This window comes from Streptococcus oricebi (assembly GCF_017883985.1).
Classification (GTDB): domain Bacteria; phylum Bacillota; class Bacilli; order Lactobacillales; family Streptococcaceae; genus Streptococcus; species Streptococcus oricebi.
Map to the genome: position 1 here is coordinate 235,904 of NZ_PRDG01000001.1, position 25,860 is coordinate 261,763.

22 protein-coding genes (1 of these 22 running past the window's edge) are annotated in these 25,860 nt (G+C 46.0%); 9 read left to right on the top strand and 13 right to left on the bottom strand.

The window, feature by feature from the left end:
* Positions 1–103 precede the first annotated feature (103 nt).
* From C4K46_RS01055 to cdaA, 4 genes are all read right to left on the bottom strand, one after another.
* Positions 104–1,081 carry a YeiH family protein gene (locus tag C4K46_RS01055; RefSeq protein ID WP_209627100.1) on the bottom strand — a complete coding sequence of 326 codons (978 nt, stop codon included), beginning with the start codon at positions 1,079–1,081 and terminating at the stop codon, positions 104–106.
* 192 nt (positions 1,082–1,273) lie between these two features.
* Positions 1,274–2,626 (bottom strand): phosphoglucosamine mutase, encoded by a 1,353-nt coding sequence (gene glmM, locus C4K46_RS01060; RefSeq protein WP_209626492.1) that lies wholly within the window; start codon positions 2,624–2,626, stop codon positions 1,274–1,276.
* A 33-nt stretch (positions 2,627–2,659) separates the two neighbouring features.
* Positions 2,660–3,388: a CdaR family protein gene (locus C4K46_RS01065; RefSeq protein ID WP_209626494.1), complete on the bottom strand. Its 729-nt coding sequence runs from the start codon at positions 3,386–3,388 to the stop codon at positions 2,660–2,662.
* Positions 3,385–4,236, bottom strand: coding sequence for a diadenylate cyclase CdaA (cdaA, locus tag C4K46_RS01070; protein WP_209626496.1), 852 nt, complete (start codon positions 4,234–4,236; stop codon positions 3,385–3,387). The genes C4K46_RS01065 and cdaA overlap by 4 nt, the downstream gene beginning before the upstream one ends.
* Positions 4,237–4,433: 197 nt before the next feature.
* On the opposite strand from cdaA, the gene murT reads away from it, so the two are divergent.
* Positions 4,434–5,777: a lipid II isoglutaminyl synthase subunit MurT gene (murT, locus tag C4K46_RS01075; RefSeq protein ID WP_209626498.1), complete on the top strand. Its 1,344-nt coding sequence runs from the start codon at positions 4,434–4,436 to the stop codon at positions 5,775–5,777.
* Positions 5,777–6,565 (top strand): lipid II isoglutaminyl synthase subunit GatD, encoded by a 789-nt coding sequence (gene gatD / locus C4K46_RS01080; protein ID WP_209626500.1) that lies wholly within the window; start codon positions 5,777–5,779, stop codon positions 6,563–6,565. Before murT ends, gatD begins: the two co-directional genes overlap by 1 nt.
* Positions 6,566–6,764: 199 nt before the next feature.
* On the opposite strand, the gene C4K46_RS01085 is transcribed toward gatD, so the two are convergent.
* Both C4K46_RS01085 and C4K46_RS01090 read right to left on the bottom strand, forming a co-directional pair.
* Complete coding sequence (locus C4K46_RS01085; RefSeq protein ID WP_209626502.1) at positions 6,765–8,663, bottom strand: ABC-F family ATP-binding cassette domain-containing protein; 1,899 nt, start codon at positions 8,661–8,663, stop codon at positions 6,765–6,767.
* A 93-nt stretch (positions 8,664–8,756) separates the two neighbouring features.
* On the bottom strand, positions 8,757–11,243 hold the full coding sequence (locus tag C4K46_RS01090; RefSeq protein ID WP_209626504.1) for a bifunctional DnaQ family exonuclease/ATP-dependent helicase: 2,487 nt from the start codon (positions 11,241–11,243) through the stop codon (positions 8,757–8,759).
* Between the two features lie 156 nt (positions 11,244–11,399).
* On the opposite strand from C4K46_RS01090, the gene C4K46_RS01095 reads away from it, so the two are divergent.
* The gene (locus tag C4K46_RS01095) at positions 11,400–12,041 is read left to right on the top strand and encodes an MBL fold metallo-hydrolase (RefSeq protein ID WP_209627102.1); all 642 of its coding nucleotides are present in this window, start codon (positions 11,400–11,402) and stop codon (positions 12,039–12,041) included.
* A 1-nt stretch (position 12,042) separates the two neighbouring features.
* Complete coding sequence (locus C4K46_RS01100) at positions 12,043–12,786, top strand: alpha/beta hydrolase (protein WP_245335098.1); 744 nt, start codon at positions 12,043–12,045, stop codon at positions 12,784–12,786.
* Positions 12,787–12,928: 142 nt separating this feature from the next.
* On the opposite strand, the gene ftsX is transcribed toward C4K46_RS01100, so the two are convergent.
* From ftsX to prfB, 3 genes are all read right to left on the bottom strand, one after another.
* A complete protein-coding gene (gene ftsX / locus C4K46_RS01105) occupies positions 12,929–13,855 on the bottom strand; it encodes a permease-like cell division protein FtsX (protein WP_209626506.1) in 927 nt (308 codons plus the stop codon).
* Positions 13,848–14,540, bottom strand: coding sequence for a cell division ATP-binding protein FtsE (ftsE, locus tag C4K46_RS01110; protein ID WP_209626508.1), 693 nt, complete (start codon positions 14,538–14,540; stop codon positions 13,848–13,850). Before ftsE ends, ftsX begins: the two co-directional genes overlap by 8 nt.
* Before the next feature lie 28 nt (positions 14,541–14,568).
* A protein-coding gene (gene prfB, locus C4K46_RS01115) for a peptide chain release factor 2 (RefSeq protein ID WP_209626510.1) occupies positions 14,569–15,664 on the bottom strand; the annotation gives its coding sequence in 2 pieces (ribosomal slippage) (positions 14,569–15,591 and positions 15,593–15,664; 1,095 coding nt in all).
* A 304-nt stretch (positions 15,665–15,968) separates the two neighbouring features.
* Here prfB and C4K46_RS01120 point away from each other — a divergent pair.
* Complete coding sequence (locus tag C4K46_RS01120; protein WP_209626511.1) at positions 15,969–16,826, top strand: metallophosphoesterase; 858 nt, start codon at positions 15,969–15,971, stop codon at positions 16,824–16,826.
* On the opposite strand, the gene C4K46_RS01125 is transcribed toward C4K46_RS01120, so the two are convergent.
* Positions 16,821–17,615: a DUF2785 domain-containing protein gene (locus C4K46_RS01125; RefSeq protein ID WP_209626513.1), complete on the bottom strand. Its 795-nt coding sequence runs from the start codon at positions 17,613–17,615 to the stop codon at positions 16,821–16,823. The genes C4K46_RS01120 and C4K46_RS01125 overlap by 6 nt on opposite strands.
* Positions 17,616–17,937: 322 nt before the next feature.
* A complete protein-coding gene (locus C4K46_RS01130; protein ID WP_209626515.1) occupies positions 17,938–18,324 on the bottom strand; it encodes a YwiB family protein in 387 nt (128 codons plus the stop codon).
* 115 nt (positions 18,325–18,439) lie between these two features.
* On the opposite strand from C4K46_RS01130, the gene C4K46_RS01135 reads away from it, so the two are divergent.
* The 4 genes from C4K46_RS01135 to C4K46_RS01150 are packed head-to-tail and all read left to right on the top strand — an operon-like array spanning position 18,440 to position 23,018.
* Positions 18,440–19,741: an HD domain-containing protein gene (locus tag C4K46_RS01135; RefSeq protein ID WP_209626518.1), complete on the top strand. Its 1,302-nt coding sequence runs from the start codon at positions 18,440–18,442 to the stop codon at positions 19,739–19,741.
* A gap of 1 nt (position 19,742) precedes the next feature.
* On the top strand, positions 19,743–20,552 hold the full coding sequence (gene yidA / locus C4K46_RS01140; RefSeq protein ID WP_209626520.1) for a sugar-phosphatase: 810 nt from the start codon (positions 19,743–19,745) through the stop codon (positions 20,550–20,552).
* Positions 20,552–21,766 (top strand): aminoacyltransferase, encoded by a 1,215-nt coding sequence (locus C4K46_RS01145; protein ID WP_209626522.1) that lies wholly within the window; start codon positions 20,552–20,554, stop codon positions 21,764–21,766. Before yidA ends, C4K46_RS01145 begins: the two co-directional genes overlap by 1 nt.
* A 19-nt stretch (positions 21,767–21,785) precedes the next feature.
* Positions 21,786–23,018: an aminoacyltransferase gene (locus C4K46_RS01150; RefSeq protein ID WP_209626524.1), complete on the top strand. Its 1,233-nt coding sequence runs from the start codon at positions 21,786–21,788 to the stop codon at positions 23,016–23,018.
* Positions 23,019–23,237: 219 nt separating this feature from the next.
* Here C4K46_RS01150 and scrM read toward each other — a convergent pair whose 3' ends face one another.
* Together scrM and C4K46_RS01160 are read right to left on the bottom strand one after the other, a co-directional pair.
* Positions 23,238–24,308, bottom strand: a complete 1,071-nt coding sequence (scrM, locus tag C4K46_RS01155) for a peptidoglycan hydrolase ScrM (protein WP_209626526.1) — start codon at positions 24,306–24,308, stop codon at positions 23,238–23,240.
* A gap of 204 nt (positions 24,309–24,512) precedes the next feature.
* Positions 24,513–25,860 carry the 3' end of a GBS Bsp-like repeat-containing protein gene (locus tag C4K46_RS01160; protein ID WP_209626528.1) on the bottom strand. Its footprint extends 1,574 nt past the window's final position, so only the last 1,348 of its 2,922 coding nucleotides appear in the window; its start codon lies off the right edge, out of view — the gene reads right to left on this strand; the stop codon is at positions 24,513–24,515.

The following is a 25,860-nucleotide window of genomic DNA, read 5'->3' on the forward strand; positions in this document are numbered from 1 at the left end:
GTGTTCAATTACACAAGATACAAAGCCCGTTGGTAGACTGCTTTATCGCTATTGCTTCACGACTCGCTAGAAAAGGAAAAACTTTCCAAAGTCTGCACTTTTCTTAACTTAAAAAATACTGGATAAAAAGGCTGGAAAGGGCTACTGCCAGCCAGGCTAGGGCCCCTGTCATCAAGGGGGCAGCTCCTGCTTTTTTAAACTGTTTAAGAGATACTCGGGCTCCAATAGCTGCTAGGGCCATGGCCATCAACCACTGAGACAGAAGCTTGCTTAAAGGAAGCAAGCTAGCTGGGACGAGGGAGAGACTGGCTGCGAGCGAGGCCAGGACAAACCAGAGAATAAACCAGGGAAAGATGGTCCGCAGGTCTACTTTTTTAGCCTTTTGCTTGGACTTGCGATAACGAAAAGCAGCAAAGATAAGGCAGGCTGGAACAATCATCAAGGCCCGACTGAGCTTAACGATGGTAGCCAAATCTCCTGCTGCCTGACTATAAGTGTAGCCAGCTGCGACGACAGAAGAGGTATCGTTAATGGCTGTTCCGGCCCAGACTCCAAAGGTGGAATCTGTCATCTGCAGGAGATGACCAAAAAAGGGGAAGAGGAAAACTGCTAGAATATTGAAAAAGAAAATAGTTGAAATGGACAGGGCTATTTCTTCCTCCTTGGCCTCCAAAATAGGGGAAGCCGCTGCAATGGCCGAGCCACCGCAGATAGCTGTTCCAAAGCCAATCAGAAGGGTCAAGACCTTGCTCATTCCCCAGAGGCGACCAAAGAAATAAGCCACCGCAAAGGCAATCAAAATCGTCAGAATACTGATTTTTAGCGAGGAGGTTCCGGTTGCTGAAACCTGGCCGATAGATAGGCTAAAGCCTAAAAGGATAATGGAGTACTGCAATAACTTCTTTCCAGAAAAAAGCAGGCCAGGTTCAAATTCCTTCCTAATTCCCAAACTATTATTGAGCAAAATCCCCAGAAGAATAGCAAAGACGCTAGAGCCAATCAAGGGGAAAAAAGAGCCCAAAAGCATGGCAAGACTAGCTAAAACTAGGGTTAGAGCCAAACCTGGTAGATATTTTTTCATCATGTCCGCTTCCTTTCTACTCCTACTATTATAACAAAAATTAGTTCAAGCAGGGTTAGAAATTTTCTTGTCTGGGAAAATCTTTTCTAAAAAATAGGCGAGGAATTAGCCCTGGCCTTCTTCTTTTTTTCTTTAACAGAAAAGGAGGTGGGACTCGAATCCTCAACCTCCAAAATGATTTTCAAAATAGGCTTAGTCTAGGCCAATTTCAGCTCGAACGACATCAGCAATGGTGTCTACATAGTAGTTGACTGCCTCATCAGTCGGTGCTTCTGCCATGACCCGCAAGAGGGGCTCTGTTCCGCTTGGACGGACCAAAATCCGACCATTACCGGCCATTTGTTCCTCCATCTTTTGAATGATGGCAGCAATTGCGGGTACTTCCATGGCCTTATTTTTCATTTGATTTTCCACGCGGATATTGACTAATTTTTGTGGGTAGATAGTCACTTCTGCTGCTAGTTCAGAAAGGGGCTTGCCGGTCTCTTTCATCACCTTAGTTAGTTGGACAGCTGTCAACTGACCGTCACCTGTGGTATTGTAGTCCATCATGATAACATGCCCTGACTGCTCTCCGCCTAGATTGTAGCCTGATTTTTTCATTTCCTCAACCACATAGCGGTCACCAACAGCTGTAACAGCCTTGTTGATGCCTTCGCGGTCCAGGGCCTTGTGGAAGCCCAGATTGGACATCACAGTAGTTACAATGGTATTTTCCTTGAGCTGACCATGTTGGGACATGTATTTTCCGATGATATACATAATCTTGTCCCCGTCAACTAGTTGTCCCTTTTCATCAACAGCAATCAAACGGTCGCTATCTCCGTCAAAGGCCAGACCCAGGGCAGCTCCCTCTTCAAGGACTGTTTCTTGCAAGAGCTCTGGGTGGGTAGAGCCGACATTTAAGTTAATGTTGAGTCCGTCTGGATTTTCACCGATTACTGTCAACTTAGCACCCAGGTCGGCAAAGATTTGACGGGCACTGGTTGAAGCTGCGCCATTGGCTGTGTCCAGGGCTACATGCATGCCTTCTAGGTCTAGTCCAGTCGAAACCAAATATTGTTGGTACTTTCTTAATCCTTCTGGATAGTCAACCAGAGTCCCCAAACCTTGGGCGCTTGGACGTGGGAGGCTATCTTCAGTTGCGTCCAGAAGTGCTTCGATTTCTAGCTCGCGCTCATCGTCTAACTTGTAGCCATCGCCACCAAAGAACTTGATTCCATTATCGAGGGCTGGATTGTGGCTGGCCGAAATCATGACCCCAGCGCTAGCCTTTTCTGATCTGACCAGATAGGCCACTCCTGGAGTTGCGATAACCCCCAGCTTATAAACGCGAATCCCTACTGACAAGAGACCTGCCACCAGAGCGCTTTCGAGCATTTCCCCCGAAATACGTGTATCGCGTCCGACAAAGACCCGCGGAGTCTCCCTTTCATGCTGGCTGAGAACATAGCCACCAAAACGACCTAGTTTGAAAGCCAATTCTGGCGTCAATTCTACGTTTGCTTCTCCACGAACTCCGTCCGTTCCAAAATATTTACCCATTGTTATATAATCCTTTCGATATTTAAAATTAGTTTAGTTATTTGATGAGCTGGTTGAGTTGCTAGAACTGGTTGTCTTTACCATAATCTTAATGGATGTCTCGTAAGGAGTCACCACGCTTGGTAAGACAGAGCCGTTCTTATCAACTGCTTGCAGACTGGCTGTCCCCGAGTAATTGCCAGAAACAACATCGCTGCTTGGCAAAACCGCCTTAATATGATCAATCTGCTTTAAGGTTTCCCGGTCGCTCGTTACCGTCACCTTATTGTCCCCTAGACTAACGCTTTCTACCGTTACTCCGTCCGCCAACTGGTCCTTGCTGATTGAGGGCTTGACCAGGACTGACTTGCTGGCCTTTTTCCCAATCTTAATGGTCATCTTGGCGGGATTGACTGTAGCGGTAATCCCGCTAGTTAGGTTCTTAATGCTTAGAGGGACCTCGACTGTTCCCATTTTGGCATTGGTCAAATCGGCTACCACCTTGAACTTCCGAGTGCTTTCCTGCATCTCGCTAGCCAGGGTGACCCGATTGGCTCCGGTCAAAACGACTGAAACCTCTGAGGCAAAGCCACTGATAAAGTACTTGTTGCTATCGTACTGAATATCCACTGGGACATTGGCTACTGTATTGGTATAGGTCTCCGAGGTGACCTGCCTCAGCCGATTTCCATTTTGCAGGCTGTTGGCTGTCGCATAGACAAAGAGAATCAGGGCAAAGAAAATCGATGAGGTGATGTATAAAATCTGCTTTCTTTTCTTCATCGGCGCCAACCTCCTAACATTCGCTCCAACAGGGCTGGCTTGTCCTTGGGCTGCCCCGGAATCAAGACCTTGCGTAATTCAGCCTCGAACTCCTCTAAGGAGAGATTGTGCTTAAAGACCCCATTATGGGTGATGGAAATCCCCCCGGTCTCTTCGGAAACGACAAAGGTGAAGGCATCAGAGACTTCTGACAAACCAATGGCTGCCCGGTGACGGGTCCCAAATTCCTTTGAAATCCCCGAGTTTTCGGTCAGGGGTAAGTAGGCACAGGAGACTGCAATCTTATCGTCCTGAATAATGACCGCCCCGTCATGCAAAGGGGTGTTGGGAATGAAGATATTGATGAGGAGCTCACCTGATACATCTGCATCCAGAGGAATACCCGTAGCAATATATTCTTGCAGGGTCCTGCTCCCTTGAATGGCGACCAGAGCTCCGATTTTCCGAGGACTCATATAGTCCACTGCCTTGACAAAAGCCTGGATAAGCTTTTCTTCCGAACTAAGCGGGGTGGCTGAAAAAATCTCAGTGGCCCGACCCAAGCGCTCCAAACCAGTCCGAATCTCCGGTGTAAAAATCACTACTGCTGCGATAACCCCGTAGGTAATAACCTGGTTAAAGAGCCAGGAAATGGTGGTCAAGCCGATACTAGCAGCTATTATTTGGGCCAGAATAAAGAGGAGGACCCCCCTGACTAAAATCATAATTTTGGTGCCGGCAATGGCCTTGGTGAAATAATACAAAATCCAGGCTACCAAGGCAATATCCAGCACATTGATCGCAATGCTCCAGGGACTGGAAAAAAGATTAGACCAGTACTGGGGATTGGATAACTGTTGAAAATTCATAACTTACTCATCCTTTTATACTCAAAGAAAATACTCGCAAAACCCCAACCAGTCGCCCTTTAGCTTACTTGTTCAGACTGGATTCAAGAGGTCTTCCCGCTTTGATTTATCAAACAAAAAAGCGTTCTTTACTATTATATCACGTTTAGGCGGATTTTTCTGTAACCTAAATCTTTTTTTTATGATAAAATATTTTTATGAAGATAAATACAGCCTTGGGTGTCCTGGCAGGGAAGACTTCCCACTTTATTTTGAGCCACTTGGGTCGTGGCTCCACCCTGCCTGGCAAGATTGCCCTTAAATTAGATAAAGACATGTTGCAAAACCTGGCCTCCGACTATGAGGTCGTGGTCGTCACAGGGACCAACGGGAAAACCCTAACCACCGCCTTGACCGTAGGTATCCTCCAAGAAGCCTATGGTCCTGTCCTGACCAATCCCAGCGGAGCCAATATGATTAGCGGGATTACGACCACCTTTTTGACCGCCAAAAAGGGAAAGCAAGAACGAAAAATTGCTGTGCTTGAAATCGATGAAGCCAGTCTTTCTCGCATCTGTGACTACATTAAGCCTAGCCTTTTTGTCCTGACCAATATCTTTAGGGATCAGATGGACCGCTACGGGGAGATTTATACTACCTATCAGATGATTCTTGATGCCATCAATAAGGTCCCAGAAGCTACGGTCCTACTCAATGGAGATAGTCCGCTTTTCAACTCGACAACCCTCAAAAATCCAATTCGTTACTATGGTTTTGATTTGGAAAAGACAGAGCCCCAATTAGCCCACTATAATACCGAAGGGATTCTCTGTCCCAACTGTGAGCATATCCTCAACTACCGTCTCAATACCTATGCCAATCTAGGGGACTATATCTGCCAGCATTGTGGTTTCACGCGCCCAAATCTTGACTATCGTTTGACCGATTTGGTTGAGCTCAAGCACAACCGCTCTGCCTTTGTTATTGACCAGCAAAACTACCAGATCAATATCGGGGGCCTCTACAATATCTACAATGCCTTGGCAGCGGTGTCGATTGCTCAATTTTTCAAGCTTGAACCAAGCCTTATCAAGGCTGGCTTTGATAAGAGCCGAGCTGTCTTTGGTCGCCAAGAGACCTTTAAGATTGGGGACAAGGAATGCACACTGGTGCTCATCAAAAATCCAGTCGGAGCTAGTCAGGCCTTGGAAATGCTTAAACTAGCACCTTTTCCTTTCAGCCTATCGGTCCTACTCAATGCCAACTATGCTGACGGGATTGATACTAGCTGGATCTGGGATGCTGATTTTGAGCAAATATTAGAGATGGATATCCCTCAAATCAATGCCGGTGGTGTCCGTCATTCAGAAATCGCGCGCCGCTTGCGAGTGGCCGGCTATGACCCAAACAGAATCTCAGAAAAGAAGGAGCTGGAGCAAATCTTCACTGCCATCCAGGAGCAAGACTGCCAGCAGGCCTATATCCTGGCTACCTATACAGCTATGCTGGAGTTTAGAGAGCTTTTGGCCAGCCATCACATTCTTAGAAAGGAGATGAACTAATGGTCTACACATCACTTACATCTCCCAGTCAGGAAAACTACCCCTACGACTTGCACATTGCCCACCTCTACGGCAATCTCCTCAATACCTATGGAGATAATGGTAATGTCCTTATGCTCAAATATGTAGCTGAAAAATTGGGTGCCAGGGTCACGGTCGACATCGTCTCTCTTGAAGATGACTTTGACAAGGACTACTATGACTTGGTCTTCTTTGGTGGTGGTCAGGACTATGAGCAAACCGTTGTAGCCCGCGACTTACCAACTAAAAAAGAAGCCCTGGGCCAGTTTATCCAGGAAGACAAGGTGGTTCTGGCCATCTGTGGCGGTTTCCAACTTTTAGGTCAATACTATATTGAAGCTTCTGGTCGCCGGATTGAGGGCTTGGGTCTGATGGGCCACTATACGCTCAACCAAACCAAGAACCGCTATATTGGCGACATCAAAATTCACAATGAAGAATTTAATGAAACCTACTATGGTTTTGAAAACCACCAGGGACGGACTTTCCTATCAGATGATGAAAAACCACTAGGCAAGGTCATCTATGGTAATGGCAATAATCAGGAAGACGGCTGCGAGGGCGTTCATTACAAGAATGTCTTTGGTTCCTATTTCCACGGGCCTATTTTATCCCGCAATGCCAATCTAGCCTATCGCCTCGTCACCACCGCCCTTAGAAATAAATACGGTGCCGACTTAGAACTACCTAGCTACGAGGCTATCCTCGCTCAAGAAGTCCCTCAAGAATATGGGGACATCAAAAGCAAGGCGGAGTTTGAAAAGTGAAAAAGAGGGATAGAAATATTTTGATTTTATAAATCTTTCACCCCTTCTACACATTGACAAGTTAAATAAAAAGAGGAACAAGATAGGATTCTGACTGCCAGAAAACTAAACTTGTTCCTTTTTATATTTGTCCAGCTTTTTACTGGTGTCCCGCTTGGCTGAGCTTGAAAAGTCACATTAGTCTTCAAATAGAAGAGAGTCACTCCACCCGCTCCGACACTTCTTCCCATTCTTCCATCAGGTTTTCTTGCTGCTTGGTGAGGTCATCGATTTGGGCCTGGTAGGTCATAAGTTGGTCGGCATTATTGGTGGTGGTCATGAGCTGGCTGACCTCTGCTAGTTCTGTTTCGATTTGCTCGATTTGACTTTCTAAGTTCTCTAGGCGGCGGAGCAATTTTCGCTGCTCCTTTTGATTGGCCTTTTGGAGCTGGTAATCATTGCTGGGAGCTTCCTCCTGGCTTTGCTCTTGTCTTTCTTCTTCCTGGAGGGCTTCCTGCTCGGCCTTTTTCTCAAGGTAATAGTCATAGTCACCCAGATAGAGCTTGGAGCCGGTCTCTGAGATTTCTAAAACCTGGGTGGCTACCCGGTTTATAAAGTAACGGTCGTGGCTGACGAAAAGCAGGGTCCCGTCAAAGTCAATCAGGGCCTGCTCCAGCACCTCCTTGCTATCAATATCCAAGTGGTTGGTCGGCTCATCTAAGATGAGAAAATTATTATTTTCCATGGATAACTTAGCCAGGAGCAGGCGAGCTCGCTCACCCCCCGACAGCATAGCAACTGATTTTTTGACATCATCACCTGAAAAGAGAAAGGCTCCTAGGCGATTACGAATTTCGACTTCGGGCGTCAGCTTAAAATCATTCCAAAGCTCGTCCAGGACGCTATTAGTCGGAGTGAGATGGCTCTGGCTTTGGTCATAGTAGCCTAGCTCAACATTGGCCCCCAAATGCTGGCTTCCCTTAATAAAGGGAAGCTGCCCCACGATTGACTTGATGAGGGTGGTTTTACCTATCCCATTGGGACCGACAATAGCCACAGCTCCTAGCTTTCTCAAGTCAAGGTTAATGGGCGCAGATAAAATCTGACCCTCATAGCCGATGGCTGCATCTTCTAATTTTAGAACGACATTGCCCGATACCTTGTCGGCCTTAAAGGTCATATTGGCTGATTTGTCCCTACCTCCAGGCTTATCTAGGCGATCCATCTTTTCCAACTGCTTGCGGCGCGACTGGGCCCTTTTGGTTGTAGAGGCTCGAACCAGATTGCGGTTGACAAAGTCCTCTAAGGCAGCAATCTCCTTCTGCTGCTTCTCATAATTTTTGACTGCCGTTAAGAGCTTCTGCTCCTTTTGACTGACAAAATTGGAATAGTTCCCCACATAGCGGTCCAGAGAATGCTTGGTCAAGTCCAGGGTCACTGTCGCCACCTTATCCAAAAAATAGCGGTCGTGACTGACAATCAAGAGGGCGCCCTTATAGTTGGTCAAATAGTTTTCCAACCAGGCGATGGTCTCGATATCCAAATGGTTGGTCGGCTCGTCCAGGACCAGAAGCTGGGGTCTTTCTAAGAGCATCTTGGCCAGAGCCAATCTGGTATTTTGTCCGCCTGAGAGCTCAGAAATTTTCATGTCCCACATGGTCTCGTCAAATTTGAAACCATTTAAAATGGCCCGAATATCGGCCTCATAGCTAAAGCCACCAGCCTGACGAAAATCCTCTGACAACTGATCGTACTGGCTCATCAACTTGTCTAGCTCAGAGCCAGCCAAACTGCCCATTTGCTCCTCCATTTTACGAAGTTGCTTTTCCTGCTTTCTTAAATCTCTAAAGACAGCCAACATTTCCTCATAAATGGTCTTGCTGGACTCAAAACGGCTATCCTGGGCCAGATAGGAAAGGGACAGGTCTCTTTTGCGGTTAATTTCTCCGGCGCTGGGCTCCTCTTCTCCCACCAAGATTTTCAGCAGGGTAGACTTTCCCGCCCCATTTTTCCCAACCAGGGCAATGCGGTCCCGCTCATCGATTTGCAGGTTGATATTGTCAAAGAGTAGCTCCCCTGCAAAGGAGCGCTCTAGTTTATTGGCTTGTAAGATAATCATATCTCCTATTATAGCAAAAAAGCGCCCAAAAGTGAGGCTTTCCTCCTAACTTTTCTGGCGGCTTTTGCTTTGAAAATAGACGGTCTAATCGGCCTAAGACTTTTTGCTAGACCTTTTAGACCTTTTCTTGCTTGGACTAAAAAAGTCTTTCATTTCTCCCTCAATCACTGGGAAATCAGTCCTTGAAAGGACAGCTAGCTTGCCTAGGGCATTTTCAATCTGCTTGCTATAGCGCTTGCTGTAAACCCGATTGTCTAAAATCAAGACGGCTGACTGCTGCTGGTGGTTTCTCAGGGTCCGACCCAGAGCCTGCTTTAAGCGCAAAATAGCAATCGGCAGACTATAATCATAAAAGGGATTTTTTCCTTCCAAGCGCAACTGCTTATTCATCTTTTGCGGGAAGAAATCGCTGGGATTATCAAAAGGAATCCTGGTAATAATCTGAATCATCTGCTGCTGGCTGGCAAAGTCTGTCCCCTCCCAGAAACTACCCGTCCCTAGAAGAATCATGGACTCACCCCGATCAAAACGCCTCTTGATGTTGGCGGCCTCGCCATTGCGATACTGAGCTAGATGGGCCAAGCTCAAGCCCTCTGACACAGCCAATAAGAGGTCCTTGGAGGTGAAGAGTACAAGTAGGGGACGATTGAGACGGGCCAGGCTTTCAATCCTTTGAACCAGAAGTTTGGCATACTGATGAAGGGAAAGCTTGGTCACATCTGGAAAGGTCTCATCAATCCAGATTTGCTGCTGCTTGCTAGTCTGATAGGGTAGGCTATAAAAGCGATAATGCTCAAAGCCTAGGAGCTTGGCTAGGTTGACCTTGCGACTAATGGATAGGGTGGCAGAGACAAAGAATAACTTGACATCTTCTGGCAAAAATTCCTGAAAGTCCAAGAGGGCAAAACGCCCGGCTTGAAGACTCAAGAATCGATGGTTTTCTAATTGCTCGCTCTCTAGCCAAAACTGGTCAAACTGCTGAGCAAAGAGAGCCTTTAAGGGCTCTAAACTAGCCAAGTCCAACTCGGAAAGATCCTGGCGAATTTTAGCTACGGCCCCAGGCTCTAGCTCTGCCAGTCCCTCCCTTTGGAAACGTTCCAGCTGGTGTCCCAACTCAAACTGCAAACTCTCTAGCAAGCGTTTCTCTAAGAGGGGCCGTTCCTCCGCTAGCTCCTCTTGGAGGCCTTGTAAGATTTTGGTCATGCTAAGAGACTGACGGGAAAAGCTTTCTAGGGCTGAAAAGAGCTTTTGGGCCTCATCGACAACGACCAGACGACCCTTGATAAAGTTGCTATCATCCTCTAGGCGGGTAAGAAAATAAGCATGGTTGGTAATCAAAACCCGACTCTTGCTGGCCTTCTCCTGACCTCGCTGCCAAAAGTCCTCCCCATAAAAAAGGGACTTCTTGCTAATTTTACCGTCATGACTGATGGTTTTAAGATAGGGTTGGTAGCGGTGTTTTTGGCCAATTTCGTCCAAATCTCCGGTCAGAGTCTCAGTCAGCCAGACCAAGATTTTCATCTTGCAGCGGATAATTAGCCGATTTTCTTGCTTATGCTGCAAGCTCTCCTTAAAGAGGTCGAGCTTGATGTAGGAGCTAGGACTCTTGAGATTGTGAAAGGAAATCCCAAATACTTCTTCAATCTTCCTGCCCTCACTCTCCATAATTTGATCCTGCAAAACCTTGGTCGGCACAGTCACCACCAGTTTTTTCTGCCTTCTAGCCAGTAAGGGCAGAAGGTAACCGTAGGTCTTGCCTAAGCCTGCCTGGGCCTGTAAAAAACTAGACTCCTCTTCTTCCAAGGCCTCTTGGACAAAGCGGGCAAAAATAGCCTGCTCCTTACGCTCGTCTAGGCCCAAGAGAGCCAGATTTTTCTGAAAGTCAGTCGATAATTTTCGCTCCCTGGGTCTGGCCTGGGGTTTTCTGAAAAAGAGACCCTGGCGTTCTAGGTAGGTCTTAGAGTCCCAAGCTGGCATCTGCTGGTAAACATCTTGAATGGCTAGGTGGGTCTCATAGATGAGCTGCTGGCTCAAATCTAGCAAGACCTCCACTAGGGCCTTGGGGAGGCTCTTAATTTTAGCCTGAATTTGTAAAAATAACTCTGCTGTTGCTAGGGCATCGGCAATAGCTGTGTGGGCATCGGTCAAGTCAATATCCAGGCACTGACAAAGATTGCTGAGGCCATATTTTTCTAATGTTGGAAAAAAAATCTGGGCCAGCTCTACCGTATCAACCCTGGGAGTCCTTAGCTCAAAGCCCTCCCAAAACAGGGCTTCAGCCAAGAGATTGGCATCAAACTTAACATTGTGGGCTACAAAGATTGCATCAGCAATCAAGTCATAAATTTCAGCGGCTACCTCTTGAAAGTCAGGAGCCTGACTGAGCCTAGCATCACTCAAACCCGTCAAGCCCTTGATGTGCTCGTCCAAGGGTTCATGAGGATTGATGTCGGTCTGATAGGTCTGCTGAATCTGGCCATTTTCAATAATAACGATTCCAACCTGAATGATTTTACTACTGTTGCTGGCTCCTGTCGCCTCCAAATCCACAACAGCATACTTAGAATATCCTTGTTTCATACTCCTTAGATTATACCATAAAAATACAATCAGCCAAAGTCCAGATTGGTAAAATATATTTCAACTTCTCAGACTATTTGCTACTAAAGAAAAAGCCAAATCAGTGCGATTTTTTCATTTTTTTGCTACACTCAAAGGAGAAAGGAGCTGACCATGATTAAAATCAGCAAAACAGTCAATCAAGTAGCCTATGAAAACACCTACTATCTGGAAACAGACCAAGAGCTTATTCTGGTCGATCCCGGCAGTAACTGGGACAAGATTAAAGAGACTATCCAGGCCATTAACAAGCCCCTAATCGCTATTCTTCTGACCCATACCCATTACGACCATATTATGAGTCTTGACTTGGTGCGGGACCAGTTCAATCAGCCCCCCGTCTATATAGCGGAAAGCGAGGCCACCTGGCTGTATAGTCCCCAGGACAATCTCTCAGGCCTCCCCCGCCATGACGATTTGGTCGATGTCTGCCTAAGGCCGGCCGAGCATTTCTTCCACTATGACCAGGACTATCATTTGGGGGATTTTCATTTCTATGTCCGACCTACACCAGGCCACTCCATCGGGGGCGTCTCCATCGTCTTTCCCGATGACCACTTTGTTTTAACTGGTGATGCCCTCTTTCGCCAATCAATCGGCCGAACAGACCTACCCACTGGTAATCAGGATCAACTTTTGACCAGTATCAAACAAGAACTACTGACCCTGCCCAAGACCTATGATGTCTATCCCGGCCATGGTCCTCAAACCAGCATTGCCCATGAAAAAATGCTCAATCCCTTCCTCAGTGAGAAATAAAATGAAAAAGATATGTAAAAGACTGGGCCTAGGAGCCCTAATCCTGCTAGGTCTAGCCCTAATAGCTGGCTTTACCTACCTCAAGATGGCCAGCTATCCAGCAGAAAGTCGGGCCCAGGCTAGCCTCAAAGCTGGCAAGGCCCAAGAAAACTCACAAAGTTTTGTCTTTAAGGGAGACCCCAAGAAGCCCGCTTTTATCCTCTATCCAGGAGCCTTGGTTGACCCCGTCAGCTATGCCCAACTAGCCCAGGACCTTGCGAAAGAGGGCTACTCCAGCTACATTATCCGCCCCTTCCTACATTTGCCCGTCCTATCTAGCCAGGCAGCCCTGGATCTAATCAAAAAAGAGGGGCTCAAGCCCCAACAAGTCTATCTGGCTGGCCACTCTCTAGGTGGGGTCGTAGCTAGCAGCAATAGTTTAAAGCTGATGGAGCAAAAGCAGGGACCCAAGGGCCTGGTTCTCTTGGCTAGCTACCCAGCCGCATCCAACGACTTGTCCCAGAGCCAACTTCCCGTTCTATCTCTAACCGCCAGCCAGGACAAAATCATCAACTGGACCAACTATCAGGCGGCCAAAAAACGCCTGCCCAAGGATAGTCAGTATATAGAAATCCCCGGTGGAAACCACTCTGGCTTTGGCCTCTATGGCCAGCAGGCAGGAGACGGCCAGCCAACTATTTCTAACCTAGACCAGCAAAAGGCCATCAGTAAAGCCATCCTAGACTTTATTAAGAGCCAGGATTAACAAGCAAAAATTTTTATTCAAAAATTTTCAATCCTCTTTTATCAAGCAAAAAGCGAGCCAGCTAGCCTTCTGAATGACAGAAAACTAGCTGGCTTGCTTTTTATATATAAGACTGGACCTTGGGCCCAAACTCCTTTTATCCTTAAATCTTCAGGAAGCGTCTCATAGAGATTCCTGACCCGATAGAGCCGATAATGATTCCCAGAACAAAGAGACTGGCAATCATAATAGGTACAAAGAGGCTAGGCTCAATCATAGAGAGGTTTTGACCAACCAGGGACTTATTGACCGACTGGTAGACCATATTATATCCAAAGTAGACGAGCACTCCTGGAAGAGCTGCTCCCAAGAGACCCAGCCAGGCTCCTTCTAAGAGGAAGGGGCCACGGATATAACCATTTTTTGCCCCAACCAGACGCATGATTTGAATCTCACGACTGCGGGAAATAATGGTAATCCGAATGGTATTTGAAATCAGAAAGACTGCTAGGAAGATGAGGAGACCCGCTCCAATCAAGCCCCAGGTCTGAATAAAGTTAGCTAGGGAGAAGAGTCGTTTGGTATTAGCTCCACCGTCTTGGACCTCAGAAACTCCTTCAATCTTTTTAGCCTGAGAAGAAACTGTCTCGACATACTTAGGTGAGCTAGTATCGACAATGTAGGCGTCATAGAGGGGGTTTGAGTCTCCCTCAAAGACCTTCCACTCACTTCCCATGGTCTCAGTTAGCTTTTCATACTGCTCTTCCTTGCTTGAAAAGGTCACCTTGGCTACATGGTCCAGAGACTTAAGGGCATCATAGACCTTATGGTAGTCATCGTTTTTGACAGTTTGACCTTCCTTGACAATGGTCTCGCTGTTATCAGCCACATCCTTACGAGTATAAACCATGACCCGGACATTGTTTTGAATATCATCTCCTAGTTTAATCGCATTTAAAATAACAGAGACAAAGATTCCAACTAGGGTCAGGGTAATCATAACCGTACTGATAGCGGCAACAGTCATCCAGCCATTACGCTTAAGGCTCTTAAGCGATTCCAGCAGATGACGGAAAAATCTACTAATCATCGTATCCGTACTCTCCTTCCGCTTCGTCACGTACCACACGACCATTTTCAATGGCGATAACCCGGTGACGCAGAGTATTAACAATTTGGCTATTATGGGTGGCCATGAGCACCGTTGTCCCTTGGAGGTTAATCCGCTCTAGGAGGTTCATAATTTCCCAAGAATTATCTGGGTCCAAGTTTCCTGTGGGCTCATCGGCAATCAAGACCTTAGGGTTGTTGACAATAGCACGAGCAATGGCAATCCGCTGCTGCTCACCACCAGATAGCTCGTTGGGGAAGGAACGGACTTTATGCTTCAGACCAACCAGCTCCAAGACTTCCATAACCCGCTTTTTAATGTTACTGCGGCGTTCGCCGATTACCTCCATGGCATAGGAGATGTTTTCATAGACGGTCTTTTTAGGTAGGAGCTTATAGTCCTGAAAGACAACTCCGACATTGCGACGCAACATAGGAATGTCCTTCTTTTTAATTTTTCCTAGATTGAAGTCGGCCACTTGTAGGCTTCCCTTATCTAGCTTGATTTCTCTATATAGGAGACGGATAAAGGTCGATTTACCCGCACCAGAAGGGCCTACGATATAGGCAAACTCTCCTGAATTTACACTGATAGACACGCCCCGCAAGGCAGTTGTCCCGTTGTCATACTTTTTGACAACATCTCTCATTTCAATTATCGACATTGATGGTAAGAGTTCCTTTCTACTTGGTTTAGTTAAGACGCCACTTGAGATAGGCATCGATAAAGCCGTCCAAATCCCCGTCCATAACCTTGTCCACCTGGGCTAGCTCATAGCCTGTCCGGTGGTCCTTGACCATGGTGTAGGGGGTAAAGACATAGGAGCGAATCTGACTGCCCCAGGAAATTTCTTTTTTATCTCCCTTGAGGGAGTCTACTTCGGCGGCCTTTTTCTCTTGCTCTAGCTGGTAGAGCTTGGCTTGCAGCATTTTCATGGCCCGATCCCGGTTTCCATACTGGGTCCGATCCACTGTTGACTGGGTGACAATCCCTGTCGGTAGGTGGGTCAGCCGAACACCGGTTGAGACCTTGTTGACATTCTGTCCACCTGCTCCGCCTGAGCGGAAGGTGTCCATTTTAACATCTTCGTCTCTCACCTCTACCTCAATGGTATCATCCAATTCTGGCATGACCTCGACCGAGGTAAAGGAGGTGTGGCGACGTTTAGCCGAGTCAAAAGGCGAGATGCGCACCAGACGGTGAACTCCCATTTCTGACTTTAAGAGCCCATAAGCATGGGGTCCTTCAAAGGAAAGGGTAACCGACTTAATGCCGGCTTCATCACCAGCCTGATAGTCCAAGATTTCTACCTTAAAACCCCTACTATTTCCAAAACGGGTGTACATCCTTAGTAGCATATCGCCCCAATCTTGGGCCTCTGTTCCTCCCGATCCAGGATGAATTTCTAAGATAGCATTATTTTGGTCATAGGGTTCAGACAAGAGCAGGGTCATCTCATAGTTGGTCATCATCTTCTCGAGTTCTGCTAGCTTATCCTCCAGCTCAGACTGGCTAGAGGCATCCTCAGCTAGAAATTCGAGCAGGATTTCTGACTCCTCAAAGAGATCCGTCATCTGCTGAAAGTTCTGATAGGTTTGCTTGAGTTCATTCAGCTCTTGCGATGTCTTTTGGGCCGATAAGTTATCATTCCAAAAGTCAGGCTCGGTCATTTTATGTTCTAAGATTGCAATCTCTTCTTCCAGACCTTCTAAGTCAAAGAGACCCCCTGAAAGAAGTTAATTTTTCACGATTGGCGTCAATTTTTTGACGAATTTCTGAAATGTCCATAGATACTCCTTTTCACATATCGTTCTATTATACCATACTTAGGGAACTTTGCCTAATTTTTAAAAATTTGGGTCACAAAGCCAGCCTCTATTGTATGAAAGATTTGCTGGATAAGCAAGGATTTTAACTCTTTCTTGTTTATTTTTAAAGATAAAGGCACATTTACTGCTCGTCTAAAAGCCCTGGAACTAGGGATTGCAGTTTATATCTAAGGAACATTTGCAACTCCTTTAGTCAGCTTCAAATTCCAACTGACCGCCAAAAGATGATGTTCAAATCCTCTGAAATATGCTAGACTAGACTTATGACAAGATTAGCGATTATGAGTGACCTCCATATTGACTCCAATGCCTTTGGCACTTTTGAACTTGAAACCCTTATTCAAACCCTAAAAGCGAGAAAAATCGACCAGCTCCACCTGGCTGGAGATATATCCAATGATTTTTATGGACGCAGCCAGACTTTTATCGACAGGCTCAGCCAAGACTTTCAAGTCTCCTATAATTTAGGTAACCACGATATGCTGGGTCTATCCGAACAAGAGATTAGTAGCCAGGACCTGCAGGTTCAAAGTATCGGCTCCAGCCAATTAGTCAGCTTGGCAGGTTGGTATGATTACAGCTTTGTCCCCCAACTTAGTCTGGACCAGCACCTTAAAAATAAAAATAATTTTTGGTTTGACCGCCGGCTCAAAAGAGCTAAGAGCGACCCCCTCATTACCCAGGACTTGCTTGAGAGATTGAAAGAGGCCCTTCAAGGACTAGCAGGACCAATCCTCGTAGCCATGCACTTTGTCCCCCACCAGGTCTTTCTCTTTGAACATCCCTATTTCCGACGTTTCAATGCCTTTATGGGTAGCCAGGCCTTTCACCAGGTCTTTCTAGACTTTGGGGTCAAAGAAGTTGTCTTTGGTCACCTTCACCACCGCTACAAGCGGCGCCTGATTGACGGGATTGGCTACCAGGCCAAACCCTTGGGCTATATAAGAGAATGGCAGCTGACCCAGAACTTTTTCAAGGACTTTCCCCAATACCAGATTCCAGAAAGCTATCGCCTCCACAAGCGCTATAATGCAGTTAGAGATTTGCCCGAATTTGAGGCCTATAAAGAAAAATACTTGGCCCAAGAATTTGACCAAGCAATGACGATTTTTGAGTTATGAGTAAGAAAAAGATTGAATAACTGCTTTCAAGTCCTTTGAAAGTAGTTTTTCTTGGTCTAGTTTCAAATAAATTTCCATTAAAAAGGAACGAAAATTAGAAAAATGAATAAAATCCTCAACCGTCTCCAAGGGAAAATCAATGCCTTCTAGCCAAGCTACTAGCTGATTTTGCGAAAGTTTGCCTTCTGTGACGGCTTGATAAATCACCCTTGCCAGACGCCACTCTTCATCGGCTGAAAAACGGATAGAAACTCTCTTAAAAATGGAAGATAGGGTTTGAAAAATAGTAGGCCAAGCTGCCTTTGGAAAGTCCGAATGAGTAACAACTGCAACCAAAAAATCTGCTCCATGAGCAAAAGCATGCACCCAGCCAAAGTCAAGGGAATAACCGTCACTATCCCTTTCCTTTTGTAGATAGGTAAAAGCATACTCAAACAAAATCTGTCTTTCCTCTTTTGACAGAAGCCTGTAGTAGGGAGAAGTTGCTGTATCATCTACCTCTACTATATTTGCCAAGAGCAGGGCAGTAAAAGAGCGAGTCAGGCTAGCCACTCCTTGTTGCTCCATTTGGTAAAATAAAAGATTTTTGCTCAAACTTTCTTCTACTAAAAATCGGAATTGTTGAAGACTAAAAAAGCCTTCTGTCAGCCCACACGCCAAGGTCTCAAACACTAATTCATCTCGGATTTCTGGCTTAGGATGACCGATATGTTCTAGCAACCAAGCTACCTCATCAAAAGAGTAGATTGGGTCAGGTAAAGATAATTTTTCTTGTAAACTCTCTAACATCGTCTTCCTCGTATTCTAGTTTTGTCTTAGCCATTGTAAAACCGAATGTCAAGCAAAATAATAGGAGGTCGAGACAAAAGTCTTTGGCTTCCGAAAGACATTCGGTTTATGCGCTAGCCGCGTCGAAGATCCTTTCGTTTTAGGCTTGCTTTCCAGCAAGCTAAGAGCTTCCAGTCTTCTCCTTCTTTCAAGTCATTCATCGACTGCCTTATCAGGCGGGAGATTGCTTTCGCATTGACGACCTTGACTTGGATATTCCCCCAAGCTATTCCCTTGAGTGTCTTTGTTATAACAAAATTTCACTCAACTTTCAAGCAATTTTTTAAGACCAGGAAATTTGCAGTTTGTAATAGGCAAACACCTGCTCTTGGCTGGGATTTAGGAGTTGGTAGTGAAGAATGAGCCGCTGCTTTTCCAAATCCAAGTCATAAACTTGGGTCTGGGTCAGTAGGTTTTGATAGCCTAGAGGCGTAGGAATAGCTACCTGCACAGCTTCATTTTTCAAGAAACGCATGACCGACTTGGGCTGGGAATAGCGGGTCATGCTGAGGCCTTGGGCGTCAAATTTCAAGACCACTCTTTCTTTGTCCTCATTTTCATAGGTCAGATAGGTCTGGTCCCCTTTTTGGTGATACTGGGCTGGGCAGATGTAATCGATTTCTTCCACTTGACCCCCAAGGTCAATCTGATTTTTTATCCGAAGTTTCATTCTGGTCTTCCTTATCAAATCTTTTCCTCTATTCTACCAGAAAAGGGGACTTTTTTCTGCCTTGGGGCTTCCTTTTAAGTTTTTGTCCTGCTCCTATTTGTGGTATAATAGGGGCATGATTGAAAAAGTTTTTCGTGACCCCGTTCACAATTATATTCATGTCGAAAATCAAGTAATCTACGATTTAATCAATACCAAGGAATTTCAACGACTACGCCGCATCAAGCAACTGGGAACATCCGGTTACACCTTTCATGGTGGTGAGCATAGCCGTTTTTCGCATTGTTTAGGAGCCTATGAGATTGCCCGTAGGATTACACAGATTTTTGACGAAAAATACCAGGACGACTGGGACCACCACGAATCACTCTTGGTTATGGTGACAGCCCTCCTCCACGATGTCGGTCATGGCGCCTACTCTCACACCTTTGAGCGCTTATTTGATACCGACCATGAGGAAATCACACGCCAAATCATCACCAGTCCAGAAACAGAAATCAACCAAGTCCTGCGCCAATTAGCACCGGACTTCCCTGAAAAAGTAGCCAGCGTCATCAACCATACCTACCCTAATAAACAGGTGGTCCAGCTAATTTCTAGCCAGATCGATGTAGACCGGATGGACTACCTACTAAGAGACTCCTACTTTACTGGGGCTAGCTATGGTCAGTTTGATTTAACTCGGATTTTGCGGGTTATTCGGCCTGTAGCTCAGGGAATCGCCTTTAAAAGAAATGGCATGCACGCTGTGGAGGACTATGTCCTTAGCCGCTATCAAATGTATATGCAGGTCTACTTCCACCCAGCCAGCAGAGCTATGGAGGTCCTGCTGCAAAACCTACTCAAGCGGGCTAAGTTCCTCTATCCCGACCACAAGGCTTATTTTGCGACCTCCTCGCCCAATCTTTTGCCCTTCTTTGAAAAAAAGGTGGAATTACAGGACTATCTGGCCTTGGACGATGGGGTGATGAACACCTACTTCCAGGTCTGGATGACCAGTCCGGATACCATTCTGGCTGATTTGGCCCAACGTTTTATCAACCGCAAGGTCTTTAAGTCTATTATTTTTTCTGAAAAAAATGAAAAAAATCTTGATTTAATGCGGGATTTAGTAGCCCAGGTCGGCTTTGACCCCGACTACTATACCGCTATCCATCGCAACTTTGATTTGCCCTATGATTTCTATCGACCAGAGGTAAAAAGACCCCGGACTCAGATTGAAATCATTCAAAAGGATAATCACTTGGCCGAGCTATCAAGTCTGTCTCCGCTAGTAGAGTCTCTGGCTGGGACTCGCCATGGAGACAATCGCTTTTACTTCCCCAAGGAAATGCTGACGGATACCTCTATTTTTAGCCAACAAAATCAAGCCTTCAAGGCTCATATCCGCAATGACCACTTTATTTATGGAGAATAATATGTCTATCAAACTCGTAGCCGTCGATATTGACGGTACCCTTTTAAACAACCAAAAAGAAATCACCCCCCAAGTTTTTGAGGCCGTTCAAGAAGCCAAGGCGGCCGGCGTCAAGATTGTTATTGCAACTGGCCGCCCTATTGCTGGAGTAGAGCAACTCCTAGCTGAGCTCAAGCTCAATCAAGAAGGAAACTATGTCATCACCTTTAACGGAGGTCTAGTCCAAGATACAGCCACTGGCCAAGAGTTAATCAAGGAAACGCTTAGCTATGAGGATTATCTTGACCTAGAGTTCCTCAGTCGCAAGCTCCAAGTCCACATGCATGCCATCACCAAGGACGGGATTTATACAGCCAATCGCGATATCGGCAAGTACACCATCTACGAGTCCAACCTGGTTAATATGCCGGTCTTTTATCGGACTCCAGAAGAAATGGCAGACAAGGAAATTGTCAAGGTCATGTTTATCGATGAGCCTGATATTTTGGACGCTGCCATTGCTAAGCTCCCTGCCGAATTGCAGGAAAAGTACACCTTGGTCAAGTCTGCCCCCTTCTATTTGGAAGTCGTTAAAAAGTCTGTCCACAAGGGAGCTGCCGTCCTTCATTTGGCTGAAAAATTGGGCCTTTCTATCGAGGAAACTATGGCCATCGGAGACGAGGAAAATGATCGGGCCATGCTCGAAGTTGTCGGCAACCCTGTCGTCATGGAAAATGGACGGGAAGAGCTCAAAAAGATTGCCAAATATATCACCAAGTCCAATGATGAATCTGGTGTGGCACATGCTATTAGAGAGTGGGTATTAAAATAATGTATAGCTATAAAATTGGAATTTCCGCCCAGGAACATGATGCCTTTGTCACCAACCATAGCCAGGCCAATCTCCTTCAAAGTTCTGCCTGGGCCAAGATTAAGGATAATTGGGCCAATGAACGAATTGGCTTTTATCAAGATTCCCAGCTGGTAGCTACTGCTAGTATCCTTATCAAACCGCTCCCGCTCGGCTTTTCTATGCTCTATATCCCGCGAGGACCGATTATGGACTATAGTCAGCCCGACCTAGTTCGCTTTGTCCTGACTAGTCTGAAAAGCTTTGCCAAAAAGAAAAGGGCCCTCTTTGTCAAATTTGACCCCCTCCTCTTTCTCAAGCAGGGTCTAGTCGGCCAAGAAAGTCCGGACCAAGCTGAAACCTTGGCGGCCATTGACTCTCTTAGCAAGGCTGGAGCCGTCTGGGTCGGCCGCACCCAGCTCCTAGACGAGACGATTCAGCCCCGCTTTCAGGCCAATATCTACCGAGAAGATTTTAGCTTGGAGCAGCTATCAAAAAGTACCCGCCAGGCCATTCGGACCGCCCGCAACAAGGGTATTGAAATCCAGTTCGGCCAGACTGAATTGCTGGACGATTTCTCCAAACTCATGAAGAAAACCGAGGCTAGAAAAAGCATCTCTCTTCGAGGCAAGGACTACTACCAAAAACTTCTCGCTACCTATCCTGACCAGTCTTATATCACCCTATCCAGTCTCAACCTTGAGGAGCGCCTCAAGGAGTTAGAAAAGCAGGTAGACAAGCTAGAAAAAGAAGCTCAGAAATTTACTGACAAGACCAAGCCAGGCAAGATTGAAAACAATCGCCAGGAAAGCAAGCGCTTGGCCGAAGAAATCAGCTTCCTAGAAGAAAAAATTCAGGCCGGCGCAAAAAAGGTCCCTCTGGCAGCTAGTTTGGTACTAGAATACGGGGGAACTTCTGAAAATATCTATGCCGGTATGGACGAGGACTACCGACGCTACCAGCCGGCTATTATCACCTGGTATGAGACCGCCCAGCATGCCTTTGAACGCCAGGCCCGCTGGCAAAATATGGGAGGCATTGAAAACAACCTAGATGGCGGCCTCTACCATTTCAAGTCCAAGTTTAATCCTCGGATTGAAGAGTTTGTCGGCGAATTTAATCTACCGACTAGCCCCCTCTACTACCTATCCAATCTTGCTTATAGCCTCCGCAAGAAACTCCGCAGCAAGCACTAAGTTTTAAGAAAGGAACAGCATGACCTTCAAACTGATTAGTCGTGAAGAATTTCTGGAACACAGCCAAACCTGTGCCCAGCGCTCTTTTATGCAGACAGCTGAAATGGAAAAACTCCTCAGCAAGCGAGGTTTTACTTGCCACTACTTAGGCTATAGCGACCAGGACCAGCTCGTCCTCTCTGCCCTACTTTATAGCCTGCCCATGACCGGTGGCCTCCACATGGAAATCAACTGCGGCCCCGTCACAAGCGACCCCAAATACCTGGCCCCCTTCTACCAAGCCCTCAAAGACTATGCCTATAAGCAAGGGGCCCTGGAGTTAATCGTCAAGCCCTATGAAAGCTACCAAACCTTTGATAGCGAAGGACAAGCGCTCAGTCCCGAAAGAAAGGACCTGATTAAATACTTGACCGACTTGGGTTATGAATTTGACGGTCTCCAAACTGGCTATCCTGGAGGGGAGCCCGACTGGCACTATGTCAAGGATTTGAGTGGCCTCACACCAGAAAAACTCCTCAATTCCTTCAGCAAAAAGGGCAAGCCCTTGGTCAAGAAAGCCAAGACTTTTGGTATCCAGTTAAAACGACTCAAGAGAGAGGAACTGGGCATTTTCAAGGAAATTACTTCCGCCACCTCCAATCGTAGAGAATACAGCGATAAATCGCTAGACTACTACCAAGACTTCTATGACAGCTTTGGTTCAGAAGCCGACTTTATGGTGGCCAGCCTCAATTTCCCTGCCTATCTCCAGCACCTAGAAGAAAGCCAAGCCAAGCTCCAAGAAAAAATAAGGAAATTAGAAGCTGATTTGGAAAAAAATCCCCAGTCGGAAAAGAAACAAAACCAACTTAGGGAACTGACTAGCCAAAACCAGACCTTTGAGACCCGCAAGGCCGAGGCTCAAGACTTTATCGACAAATACGGGGATAAGGACCAGGTCCTAGCAGCCAGCCTCTTTGTCTACACACCCCAAGAGGCTACCTACCTCTTTAGCGGCTCCTATCCCGAATTTAATAAATTCTATGCACCAGCCCTCCTGCAAGAGTATGTCATGACCCAAGCTCTCAAAAGAGGGATCCCCTTTTATAACTTCCTAGGAATTATGGGAGTCTTTGACGGAAGCGACGGAGTTCTTCGCTTTAAGCAAAACTTTAATGGCTACATCCAGCGCAAGATGGGAACCTTCCGCTACTATCCAAAACCCTGGAAATTTAAAATCCTAAAGGCCCTGAAAAAAATATTGGGCAGATAAAAGGCAGGATAGAAGCCAGACTAGTTTCCAAAAGTGGCCTGCTACTATGTCATTGGCCCCAGAAGTTGGACTTTTTGTCCAACTTTTGGGAGCAGAACATTATCCATATCTATTAGAGGTTAGAGACCCTTGTCTCGACCTCTTTTTTATAGCAAAAACCAAGAATTTCAAAACTTTTACCCAGACCTTCCTGGCTTGATTAAGCAACTTCCTAGCTACTTATCCTTTTTTCTGGGCTTGACCTTGGTCCAGCCAGACATAACGATTACCAATCTTCAGATAGATAGCATTTGTCGCCTGGTCTAGCCCCAGGACCTCGTAAGTTCCGGGTAGGGTGAAATAATCCCCCGGCTGCAAAACTTGGTCTCCAGAAATCTGACCTTGACTATCCGTTTCTAATAAAGGGCCGGGATCGAGAACATTTAAGGTAGTTGGCTGTCCTCCAGCTAAAGCATGACTAGTCACTCCTCCTAGTAAATGACTGCTTACCTGGTAAACTTCTGGAAAAGCGACCCGGTCTCCAATCCTAAATTCTTCTTTCCCTGCCGTTGCCGAATCTCCGATGGCTATATAGCGCCGCTGCCCACTAGTAGCAATATAGGAAATCCATTCCTGCCCTTCCCTCGTCAAAACTTGGTCATAGACCACCTGGTCCCCAGCCTGATAGACAGCCAATTCTGGACTGGCCAGACTAGGATTAGCTCGAACAGGACTCCTCTGACTAAATTGATAGTGTCCCTGACTAGCTAGGCCAGACAAACTAGCTAGAGGGGCTCCCGCCTCTTCTCCAGCTACCAAATCCCGAAAATGAATAAAACCAGATACTAAAGTCTTGGGAACCCTGCGCCGATGATAGAGGTGGGGCCCCTGGCCAGCATTATAATTATATTCTTCCAGTTCTACCTCATCCCCTCTAACCTCAGCCACCCAGGCAACATGGCCCATACTCCCCGCATAGCCGACAAAGGAGTCAAACCAGGCCACACTCCCAACTGCTGGATTTTTATCCACCTGATAACCCCCACCAGCAGCTATTCTCCCCCAGGTATGGGCATTCCCATAGCCTAAAGGCAGGTCAAAATGATTGCTAGAACTCAAGCGAAAGGCCACAAAAGAGGTGCATTCCCGATTATACATATTCCAGGAATCAACCAGACTATCCGCTGGAGCTTGACGCCAAAGCAAGGGATAATCATCACCTAAAACCGCCGCTTCTAAAAAAGACGTACTAATCACAGTCGTCCCCACAAGCAGGCTCCCTCCCACTAGCAATTTCTTAAAAATTTTCATAGAACTCCTTTCCTCTACCAAGTTCGGTCTGTCTTTCCTTATCTATTCGCAAAAGGAGCCTAAAAAAATAAAAAGAGGCGGAGACAAAAGTCTCCAACCTCTATAAACTATGGGGAAGAGCCTAAATCTGCTAGACTTGAGATTGTTCATCAACCTTGCAAGGCTTTGATTTATCCCCTGATTTTTGTAACTATAATGACTATTCTATTGGTAGCGTGGACTAGCAAAACCGCGAATATTTCCATGACCAATACGGTAGGTATTGCGCTTCACTTCATTGCGACTATTTCCTTCAATGGTATGAATGATACCATTTTCCACCTTCTCAACAATTCCGATATGGTCGGCCCAACCATTATTTTGTTGAGTATTTTGGTCCCAGTTAAAGGTAATGATATCACCAGCCTGAGGAGTTGCATTTCCGTCTTCATTCCAGATACCTAGATGTTTGAAAATCTGGATATGACGCTCAACCCCGCACTCACGACCAATCAGATGACTCAGACCTTGACGTTGGAAAACAACCGTTGTAAAGACATCGCACCAGTCATCAGAATATTTAACCGCATAACCAACCGGTAAAGGCTTGACACTATTATAATCATTAACCAGTTGATGATGCTCAGCAGTTCCGCCTCGAACTCCTACCAGAGCTGCAGCAGATTGGATAAGGCGATCTCTTTGATTTAATTGAGGAGTAAGATGATAACTACCAGCATTATAGCCTTCTACGCTATTATCTAAGTAAGTGACATAAATATGTGTTGTATAATCACCAGAAGCAAAATTATGATTAGCCGCATCAATAAGCAATTCTGCATGGTTAGCACCTTTTGGCGGAGCCGTATACCAGGATAGATTTTTCTGATTAGCCTCTGACCAGACAGCAACCTTAACTTCTTTAATGCTCTTACCGGGTGCTGCTTGGTCTACGACAATTTTGTAGGTCCCTTTATTCTGATTAACGTCAACTGCTCTTACAGATAACTTAGAAGAGCTAGGTTTTACTTCTGCATTTGTTGAACCTATTCCCACTTGTTCTCCATTATTTTGCATATAGTAAACATGAACATGATAGTTTCCAGTTGAGTTCTTATGCTCACTTGCTCTAACAGTCAGACGATAGTTGCCATCGACTTGCTTATGTGCCTTATGCCAAACTAGGTCATCTTGACCATTCTCACTAGACCAAACAGGAACTAAGACTTCCTTAATCCCCTTAGGACTATAAGTATCGCTAATCACTACATCAAAACTGCTCGTTTGAGCATTATTATTTTGAATGCTAACTTTTCCTCTTGGACGATCTCCCTTACCTATATCAACCTTTGCAACAGTGGATGCTATTCCTACTTGTTCTCCATTATTTTGCATATAGTAAACATGAACATGATAATTTCCAGTTGAGTTCTTATGCTCACTTGCCCTAACAGTCAGACGATAGTTGCCATCGACTTGCTTATGTGCCTTATGCCAAACTAGGTCATCTTGACCATTCTCACTAGACCAAACAGGAACTAAGACTTCCTTAATCCCCTTAGGACTATAAGCA

Coding starts and splice junctions, on each gene's coding strand:
- ftsE (WP_209626508.1), bottom strand. CDS start 14,540: ATGTCGATAATTGAAATGAGAGATGTTGTCAAAAAGTATGACAACGGG.
- scrM (WP_209626526.1), bottom strand. CDS start 24,308: ATGAAAATTTTTAAGAAATTGCTAGTGGGAGGGAGCCTGCTTGTGGGG.
- C4K46_RS01090 (WP_209626504.1), bottom strand. CDS start 11,243: ATGAAACAAGGATATTCTAAGTATGCTGTTGTGGATTTGGAGGCGACA.
- ftsX (WP_209626506.1), bottom strand. CDS start 13,855: ATGATTAGTAGATTTTTCCGTCATCTGCTGGAATCGCTTAAGAGCCTT.
- C4K46_RS01085 (WP_209626502.1), bottom strand. CDS start 8,663: ATGATTATCTTACAAGCCAATAAACTAGAGCGCTCCTTTGCAGGGGAG.
- C4K46_RS01145 (WP_209626522.1), top strand. CDS start 20,552: ATGTATAGCTATAAAATTGGAATTTCCGCCCAGGAACATGATGCCTTT.
- C4K46_RS01125 (WP_209626513.1), bottom strand. CDS start 17,615: ATGTTAGAGAGTTTACAAGAAAAATTATCTTTACCTGACCCAATCTAC.
- C4K46_RS01055 (WP_209627100.1), bottom strand. CDS start 1,081: ATGAAAAAATATCTACCAGGTTTGGCTCTAACCCTAGTTTTAGCTAGT.
- C4K46_RS01100 (WP_245335098.1), top strand. CDS start 12,043: ATGAAAAAGATATGTAAAAGACTGGGCCTAGGAGCCCTAATCCTGCTA.
- C4K46_RS01150 (WP_209626524.1), top strand. CDS start 21,786: ATGACCTTCAAACTGATTAGTCGTGAAGAATTTCTGGAACACAGCCAA.
- yidA (WP_209626520.1), top strand. CDS start 19,743: ATGTCTATCAAACTCGTAGCCGTCGATATTGACGGTACCCTTTTAAAC.
- gatD (WP_209626500.1), top strand. CDS start 5,777: ATGGTCTACACATCACTTACATCTCCCAGTCAGGAAAACTACCCCTAC.
- murT (WP_209626498.1), top strand. CDS start 4,434: ATGAAGATAAATACAGCCTTGGGTGTCCTGGCAGGGAAGACTTCCCAC.
- C4K46_RS01120 (WP_209626511.1), top strand. CDS start 15,969: ATGACAAGATTAGCGATTATGAGTGACCTCCATATTGACTCCAATGCC.
- C4K46_RS01135 (WP_209626518.1), top strand. CDS start 18,440: ATGATTGAAAAAGTTTTTCGTGACCCCGTTCACAATTATATTCATGTC.
- C4K46_RS01065 (WP_209626494.1), bottom strand. CDS start 3,388: ATGAAGAAAAGAAAGCAGATTTTATACATCACCTCATCGATTTTCTTT.
- cdaA (WP_209626496.1), bottom strand. CDS start 4,236: ATGAATTTTCAACAGTTATCCAATCCCCAGTACTGGTCTAATCTTTTT.
- C4K46_RS01130 (WP_209626515.1), bottom strand. CDS start 18,324: ATGAAACTTCGGATAAAAAATCAGATTGACCTTGGGGGTCAAGTGGAA.
- glmM (WP_209626492.1), bottom strand. CDS start 2,626: ATGGGTAAATATTTTGGAACGGACGGAGTTCGTGGAGAAGCAAACGTA.